The following is an 8,227-nucleotide window of genomic DNA, read 5'->3' on the forward strand; positions in this document are numbered from 1 at the left end:
GCGCTGACGCAACCGACAATCGCGCCATAACTCGCCAGGCTGACAATCKGCAGTGCCTGCCCCTGTCGCAGCAACCAATGCTCCAGCGCCGCCCGGTACGGACAGCCCTGTGGCCACATGAATACGGTCTGGTCCCGCAAGTCGCTGATGTCCCGCAGCGGCCCCAGGGAGGTCGAGGCAATCAGCAATAAATCCTCACGGTACATCGGCGTGCGCTTGAGGTGCGAACGCTCGACATCCACCGCCACGATGGCCCCGTCGAGCTTGTGATTGAGTGTGTCGTCAAGCAACTGCCCCCAGGAGCCGGTGGCCAGCTCCAGCGCCACCTGCGGGAAACGCTTGTGGAATTTCGCCAGCAGACGCGGCAAGCGCCCGGTGGCCGACGACTCGATGGCGCCGATGCGCAACGGTCCCGAGGGCTCGGCCGAAGGATCGACCGCGCGCTTGGCCTCGGCGGTGAGGGCAAGGATTTTCGAAGCGTAGGCCAGGAAGGTTTGCCCCGACGGGCTGATGCGCAGCCCTCGGCCCTCACGCAAAAACAGCGCGACACCCCGTTCGGCCTCAAGGGCCTTGATGCGGGCCGTGATGTTCGACGGCACGCAATGCAACAGCTCGGCCGCGCGGGCGATGCTGCCGACATCGGTCACGGTCTTGAACATGCGAATCTGTGCCAGCTCCATACATCACCCATAGTGAACAGTTTGAGCATTATAAGTCAGTTGTGGCGAACGATACGCTTTCTGATACTCGGTGCATCCACCCACAGGTGCACGACCATGTCGCCGCTCACACCCTCCTCCGTTTCACCCTGGAAAATCATCCTGGCCATGGCGTTTGTCGTGGCGTGCTGGGGGTATTCCCCAACCGGCATCCATATCGGCCTGCAGGCCTACGACCCCGTGCACCTGGCACTCCTGCGCTTCCTGCTGGCCTCCGTGTTCATGGCAGTGATCGCGATACTCAAGGGCATTCGCTTGCCCAGGCTTCGAGACTTGCCGCTGATGTTCGGCCTGGGTTTCTTTGCGGTAAGCCTGCACCACGTGGCGATCAACTTCGGGCAGCAGGGTATCAGCGCCGGGGCTTCGAGCGTCCTGGCCCAGACCACACCGCTGTTCAGCACATTGATTGCGCGCTTCGTGTTCAAGGATCAGGTGAGCCTGTGGCGCTGGGGTTGTGTGCTGCTCGGCTTGTTTGGCGTGCTGATTGTGGTGGCCGGCGATCATGGCCTGGGCAGCCTCGACGCCCACGGCTTGCTGATCCTGTTGGCGGCGGTGTCCTGGAGCCTCTACTTTGCCCTGCAAAAGCATCACACCGGGCGTTACGACGGGCTGACGCTGGTGTGTTACACGGTGTGGTCCGGGACGGTGTTGTTGTTGATTTATCTGCCCGGCCTGATGGATCAAATCGCGATTGCGCCGCTGCATGTGCAGTTCGCCGTGTTAGCACTGGGGATTTTCCCCAGTGCCCTGGCGTACCTGGCCTGGGCCTATGTGCTGGCGCATGTCGATTTGAGCCGGGCGACGATGACGCTGTATTTGACGCCGCCGACGGCGATGGTCATTGCGTCCTATGCGCTTGGCGAGCGGCCGACGTTGATGATCGTGGTCGGCGGGCTGGTGGTGTTGGCGAGTGTGCTGGCGTTGAATCTGGAGCGGCGGGTTGTGGTTGTTCAGGTTGCCAGGGTCTGATCCATGCTTTTTGTTGCCTGGACTGACGCCTTCGCGGGCAAGCCCGCCCCTACAGGGGTACGCATTCCAATGTGGGAGCGAGCCTGCTCGCGATGAACGATGACTCGGTGCAACTGAAAAACAGACAACCTCAGCTAGCCGAAAACCGGTCGCGACTGTTGGTCAGGTGCAGCCACATCGCCGCCCGCGCCGTGTCCGGGTCCTGGCGCTTGATGGCGTTGAGAATCGCCTCGTGCTCAAGGTTGGCCAACTGGCCGAGCTTGCTCAAGTCCACCGCGCCACGCTCGGCGGCATTGACCCGGGTGCGCGGGATCATCGCACTGCCCAGGTGCTGCATGATCTCGGTGAAGCACAGGTTGCCAGTGGCTTCGGCGATCAGCAGATGAAAACGCCGGTCCGCTTCGACACAGCTGTCGTTGTTGGCCAGCAGGCTTTGATAGTCATCCAGTGCTTCACGCATCTGCGCCAGTTGCAGATCGGTGCGGCGAGTTGCCGCCAGCGCCGCCGCCTGGGTTTCCAGGCCCATGCGCAACTCCAGAATGCTGCGCACCCCCAACGCCGTATCGACATTCAGCCGCAGCCCCTGCTCCGGTGCGCGCTCGATCACGAACGTGCCAATGCCGTGCCGGGTCTCCACCAGCCCCGAGGCCTGCAGCTTCGAGATCGCCTCGCGCACCACCGTGCGACTGACCCCGTGTTCCTGAACGATGGTGTTTTCCGACGGCAACTTGTCGCCGGGCAACATCTGGCCGAGCAGGATGCGCTGGGTCAATTTTTCGACCAGGTCATGGGCCAGGTTGTGGCTGCGCTTGCGGGCGGGTACTTCGAGGTCTTCTTGCATGGGGGTGTCCGGAAATCGGGGCTATCGAATCGTAGCACCGCGCCGGGTGGGAATCCTGAAAAATCTCGCTCAACTTGTATGACAACACTCAACAACCACCCCATATTGAGTCGTTTCAAAGGCTACCTGCCACCACAAAAAGAATAAAAAATCTCTGTAATCGCTCTATTTCATTGGATAAACGTGGTTGCAAGATCAAAAAACCTAGTTGTATGATGTCTAGCAACAACGCAGCACCCAGCTTCACCCCGCATAAAAATAACGAGTGGGAGAAAACGCAGTGAATACATCCATCTCCGCGATGCACGACGACGCCAATTCAGCGCTGAAGTCCGCCATCGCCAAAGTCAAACGTCACGTCTTGCCGCTGTTCGTCATCATGTTCATCGTCAATTACATTGATCGCGTGAACATCGGTTTCGTCCGCACCCACATGGAACACGACCTGGGTATTGGCGCGGCCGCCTATGGCCTGGGTGCCGGTCTGTTCTTCATCGGTTATGCGTTGTTCGAAGTGCCCTCCAACATCCTTCTGCAAAAAGTCGGCGCACGTATCTGGCTGACGCGGATCATGCTGACCTGGGGCCTGGTCGCCGCGGGCATGGCGTTCATCCAGAACGAAACCCACTTCTACATCCTGCGTTTTCTGCTGGGCGTGGCCGAAGCCGGGTTCTTTCCCGGGGTGATCTACTACTTCACCCGCTGGTTGCCCGGCGTGGAGCGCGGCAAGGCGATTGCGATTTTCCTCAGCGGCTCGGCGATTGCCTCGCTGATCTCCGGCCCGCTGTCCGGGCTACTTCTGCAAATCAGTGGCCTGGGCCTGCACGGCTGGCAGTGGATGTACTTCATCGAGGSCATGTTTTCGGTGGGGTTGTGCGTGTTCGTCTGGTTCTGGCTGGACTCCAGACCCCATGACGCCAAATGGCTGAGCCGCGAGGAGCAGGACGCGCTAGTCAAGGCCATCGACGACGAACAGCTGGCCCGGGAAGCGGCGACGCCGATCAAGCCGTCACTGGGCAAGTTGCTCAAGGATCGCCAGATCATCCTGTTCTGCCTGATCTACTTCTTTATCCAGCTGACCATCTACGCCGCGACTTTCTGGCTGCCAAGCATCATCAAGAAGATGGGCGACCTGAGCGATGTCCAGGTCGGGCTGTTCAACTCGATTCCGTGGTTGCTGTCGATTGTCGGCATGTACGCCTTCGCCTCCTTGTCGGGCAAGTGGAAACACCAGCAAGCCTGGGTCGCTGCCGCCCTGCTGATCGCCGCGGCCGGGATGTTCATGTCCACCACCGGCGGACCGATCTTCGCCTTTGTCGCCATCTGCTTTGCAGCACTGGGCTTCAAATCCGCCTCGTCGCTGTTCTGGCCGATTCCCCAGGCCTACCTGGATGCGCGCATTGCCGCCGGCGTCATCGCGTTGATCAACTCGGTGGGCAACCTCGGTGGCTTCGTTGCGCCGACCACCTTCGGCCTGCTGGAAGAACGCACCGGTTCCATTCAGGGCGGGCTGTACGGCCTGGCCGCGACCTCGATCATCGCCGCGATCATCGTGTTTGCCGCCCGCAACACACCGAAATCCGCACCCGCCGTGGCGCAGAGCAAAGCTGCACCCAACCACGCCTGAATTCAGCTTTTTAAGGATTGGAAAATGAACCCACAAGACACCGCAAAAGCCCCGGTCATCACCAGCATGCAAGTGGTTCCGGTCGCCGGCCACGATGGCATGCTGCTCAACCTGAGCGGCGCCCATGGGCCGTTCTTCACTCGCAACATCGTGATCCTCAAGGACAACGCCGGCCACACCGGCGTTGGCGAGGTGCCGGGGGGCGAACGTATCCGCCAGACCCTCGAAGACGCACGCAGCCTGGTGGTCGGCAGCCCGATTGGCACTTATCAGAAGATTCTCAATCAGGTGCGCCAGACCTTCGCCGACCGCGATGCCGGTGGGCGCGGTTTGCAGACCTTCGACCTGCGCATCACCATTCACGCCGTCACCGGCCTGGAAGCCGCATTGCTCGACTTGCTCGGCCAGCACCTGGACGTGCCGGTGGCCGCCCTGCTCGGCGAAGGCCAGCAGCGCGATGAAGTGAAGATGCTTGGCTATCTGTTTTATGTCGGTGATCGCAACGAAACCGACCTCGCCTACCGCAGCGAACCGGACGCCGACAACGACTGGTTCCGTGTGCGGCATGAGAAAGCCATGACCGCCGACGCGGTGGTCCGTCTGGCCGAGGCGGCCCATGCCCGTTACGGCTTCAAGGACTTCAAGCTCAAGGGCGGCGTGCTCAGCGGCGACGCCGAAATCGAAGCGGTCACGGCCCTCGCCGAACGCTTCCCCGATGCGCGCATCACCCTCGACCCGAATGGCGCCTGGTCGCTGAAGGAAGCCATCCGCCTGTGCCGCGATCAGCACCACGTGCTGGCCTATGCCGAAGACCCGTGCGGGGCGGAAAACGGGTACTCGGGACGCGAAGTCATGGCTGAGTTCCGCCGGGCCACGGGCCTGAAGACCGCGACCAACATGATCGCCACCGACTGGCGGGAGATGGGCCACGCGATCCAGCTGCAGTCGGTCGACATTCCCCTGGCCGACCCGCACTTCTGGACCMTGCAGGGCTCGGTGCGCGTSGCSCAGAYSTGCCRCGAMWRSGGYMTGACCTGGGGYTCGCACTCCAACAAYCACTTYGACATCTCCCTGGCGATGTTCACCCATGTCGCGGCGGCCGCGCCGGGCGAGATCACCGCCATCGACACCCACTGGATCTGGCAGGACGGCCAACGCCTGACCAAGGCCCCGCTGCACATCGTCGACGGCTGCGTGCAGGTGCCGCAGAAACCGGGGCTGGGGGTGGAGCTGGACATGGATCAACTGGCCAAGGCCCATGAACTGTACAAAGGCATGGGCCTGGGGGCGCGGGATGACAGCGTGGCGATGCAGTTTTTGATTCCGGACTGGAAGTTCGATAACAAGCGGCCGTGCCTGGTACGTTGAATCGACGGTGCGCACCTTGTAACAATAAACCCGACCCGCCTGTGGGCGGTCGGATTTAAAAACAGGGTTTTCCCCATAGAATGGCGCGCACCTGAATCAACGACGGATGAAACCAATATGGACAGGCTGAAAACCATCGCCGCTTGCATGGCGATATTCGCCGCGGGCCAGTGCGTGGCACAGGATCAAATCGAGACAGTGGTGAACGCCGCTGTACAACCGGTGATGCAAGCCGAGGGTATTCACGGCATGGCCGTGGCAGTCACCGTCAACGGCCAGGCGCATTACTTCAACTATGGCGTCGCCTCGAAAGAAACCGGCAACCCCGTCACGCAAGACACCCTGTTCGAAATCGGCTCCGTCAGTAAAACGTTCACCGCCACCCTCGCCGCCTACGCCCAGGCCACGGGCAAGCTGTCGCTGTCGGACAAAGCCAGCCAGGTCCTGCCGGCCTTGCGCGGCAGCGCGTTCGACCACATCAGCGTGCTGCAACTGGGCACCTACAGCGCTGGCGGCTTGCCACTGCAATTCCCTGCTGAATCTGATTCGGCCGACAAAATGCTCGGCTACTACCAACAATGGAAACCGCTCTACGCTCCCGGCAGCCACCGACTGTATTCGAACCCCAGCCTTGGCCTGTTCGGCTACCTCGCCGCCCAAAGCATGGGCCAGCCGTTCGATGAGCTGATGGAGAAAACCCTGCTGCCGAAACTGGGCCTCAAGCACACCTATGTGCATGTGCCGCAGGATCAGATGGCGCTGTACGCCCAGGGCTACAACAAGGACGGCAAACCGGTACGGGTCACTCCGGGGGCGCTGGATTCCGAGGCGTACGGGGTGAAAACCAGCGCCGCGGACTTGCTGGGCTATGTCGGCGCGAACATGAAGCCGGCGTCTCTGGAAAAGCCATTGCAGCAAGCCATCGCCTTGACCCATAGCGGTTACTACACCGTAGGCGATATGACCCAGGGCCTGGGCTGGGAGATGTATCGCTACCCGATCACGCTGGATCGCTTGCTGGACGGCAACTCCACGCCGATGGCCATGGAGGCGCACAAGGTCCAATGGCTGAACCCGCCGCAAGCGCAGCCGCAGAGCGTGCTGGTCAACAAGACCGGTTCAACCGGGGGCTTTGGTGCTTACGTGGCGTACGTGCCATCGAAGGACATCGGCATTGTGATGCTGGCCAACAAGAATTATCCCAATGAGCAGCGGGTCAGGATTGCCCATCAGATTCTGAGTGCCCTGACTCAATAAACCTTGTCGCCTTCTCCATAGATAAGGGCGACCTCTAGAGGTCGCCTTTTTTACTTTATCGGCACACCTTCGGGCGGGTCGATATTGTCCAGCGCGCGGTTCACCAACAATTCGCCCACGACTGCCAGTTGCTGAATCGAAAGCGCCACGTTGCGGTTGGAGCTTTCCAGCTTGCAGGCCAGGTCCGTGATCAGCACATTCAGGGACGCGAGGGTTTCGCAGGCGTGGCACAGCAGCGTTGGGGTGTCGACGTTTGGGAGGATGGTGAAGATGTGGCTGACCGGGTCGGCGTGTTTGGGGTTGCGCAAGCGAGCGCTGACGGCGGGTTCGGTGATGTCGGAGAGTGGGACATCTGCCTCGGATGGGGATTCCGGGGGATTCGGACTTAGCTTTTTCATGAAGAAGTACCATTGGGGATTGTCGAGAAAACTACCCATCTCACTTCCACATGAGGGTGGCAGCTGTACGCAGGTGTGGAAGTCCAGGTCAATCCACCAAAACCCGGTGCACTCGAAAGTGCTCCCGCGCACAGCCGCCAAAACGCGGCGATGTTGACATAAAAAATGTCGACTGCGCTCTAGGGGCATTGGTAGATGGCTTGAACCAACGGACTTCCACATCCGACCGCTGATTTTGCAGCGGCTGAAGAAGGTTATCGATACGGCCCAATGGGCACCAGTTCACGGGGTGCGCCACGTCATGCAGGAAATTTCCGACGCAACTGAAGTCCTTGCCTACGCTCGATTTTCTGAGCATCCAGTTACAAATACCTTTTTGCTCATGACCGTTGTGGTGCAGGTGAAACCGTTGTATCTAATGGACCTCTCAAGCCTGCGAACGGCATCGGATCAATCCGTGGCCAGGAATGACATAATGCGCGCTCAACTATTCAAACCGACTGACCCTAAAAGGGCGTTGTAATGGAAATTTTCAGCTTTCAGCTCAAGGATGTCGGTCGCTTCACCGATATGACCATTTACCTGGCCCCCACCCCCAAACACCGCTCAAATGTGACGGTGCTTGTGGGAAACAACGGTGCCGGGAAAACCACCCTTTTAAAATCATTGGCCACCTCATTGAGTTGGCTAGCTGCCAGGATTCGTACTGAGAAAGGTGTTGGCAGTTACCTTACAAATGAAGACATTCGAAACGGCGCTACAGTCGCAGTCGTTTTGACTTCCGTATCAGACAGTTCGCCGGCGCAACCACGTTCCCCCGACGATTATTCAAAACATGATCTCTTTAACTGGGCCATTGCTCGTGGCAGACAAGGGCGAAAGAGTGATGTCCATAGTGAATTAGCGGAAGCCARCCTCCTTGCAGACCACTATCGCACTCAACTAACCATCGATGAAAAAGCTTCACTCCCTCTGATCGCCTACTACCCGGTTGAGCGCTCGGTTTTGGAAATCCCGCTAAAAATTCGCACCAAACATACCTTCGATC

General features: G+C 59.9%; 8 protein-coding genes. 5 read left to right on the forward strand and 3 right to left on the reverse strand.

Translation table 11 applies throughout. The annotated features are described in order from the left end of the window. A partial coding sequence (locus AC1DVH_RS23015) for a LysR family transcriptional regulator (protein WP_477755752.1) occupies positions 1-680 on the reverse strand: 680 nt, incomplete at its 3' end. A gap of 96 nt (positions 681-776) precedes the next feature. Between AC1DVH_RS23015 and AC1DVH_RS23020 the strand changes: the two genes are divergently transcribed. Then, positions 777-1,688, forward strand: a complete 912-nt coding sequence (locus AC1DVH_RS23020) for a DMT family transporter (RefSeq protein ID WP_477755753.1) — start codon at positions 777-779, stop codon at positions 1,686-1,688. 130 nt (positions 1,689-1,818) lie between these two features. Here the strand turns inward: AC1DVH_RS23020 and AC1DVH_RS23025 are convergent, their stop codons facing one another. Beyond that, on the reverse strand, positions 1,819-2,529 hold the full coding sequence (locus AC1DVH_RS23025; RefSeq protein WP_477755754.1) for a FadR/GntR family transcriptional regulator: 711 nt from the start codon (positions 2,527-2,529) through the stop codon (positions 1,819-1,821). A 280-nt stretch (positions 2,530-2,809) separates the two neighbouring features. Between AC1DVH_RS23025 and AC1DVH_RS23030 the strand changes: the two genes are divergently transcribed. The 3 genes from AC1DVH_RS23030 to ampC all read left to right on the forward strand — a co-directional run bounded on the left by AC1DVH_RS23030 (position 2,810) and on the right by ampC (position 6,781). Continuing rightward, complete coding sequence (locus tag AC1DVH_RS23030; protein ID WP_477755755.1) at positions 2,810-4,156, forward strand: MFS transporter; 1,347 nt, start codon at positions 2,810-2,812, stop codon at positions 4,154-4,156. 24 nt (positions 4,157-4,180) lie between these two features. Continuing rightward, positions 4,181-5,524 carry a glucarate dehydratase gene (gene gudD / locus AC1DVH_RS23035; protein ID WP_477755756.1) on the forward strand — a complete coding sequence of 448 codons (1,344 nt, stop codon included), beginning with the start codon at positions 4,181-4,183 and terminating at the stop codon, positions 5,522-5,524. A 147-nt stretch (positions 5,525-5,671) separates the two neighbouring features. Continuing rightward, positions 5,672-6,781: a class C beta-lactamase gene (ampC, locus tag AC1DVH_RS23040; protein ID WP_477755759.1), complete on the forward strand. Its 1,110-nt coding sequence runs from the start codon at positions 5,672-5,674 to the stop codon at positions 6,779-6,781. Between the two features lie 50 nt (positions 6,782-6,831). Here the strand turns inward: ampC and AC1DVH_RS23045 are convergent, their stop codons facing one another. Further along, positions 6,832-7,179: a DUF6124 family protein gene (locus tag AC1DVH_RS23045; RefSeq protein WP_477755757.1), complete on the reverse strand. Its 348-nt coding sequence runs from the start codon at positions 7,177-7,179 to the stop codon at positions 6,832-6,834. Positions 7,180-7,701: 522 nt separating this feature from the next. Here AC1DVH_RS23045 and AC1DVH_RS23050 point away from each other — a divergent pair. Continuing rightward, positions 7,702-8,227: AAA family ATPase (locus tag AC1DVH_RS23050; protein ID WP_477755758.1), on the forward strand; the 526-nt coding region annotated here is incomplete at its 3' end.

Source organism: Pseudomonas sp. P4_C3, assembly GCF_056402075.1.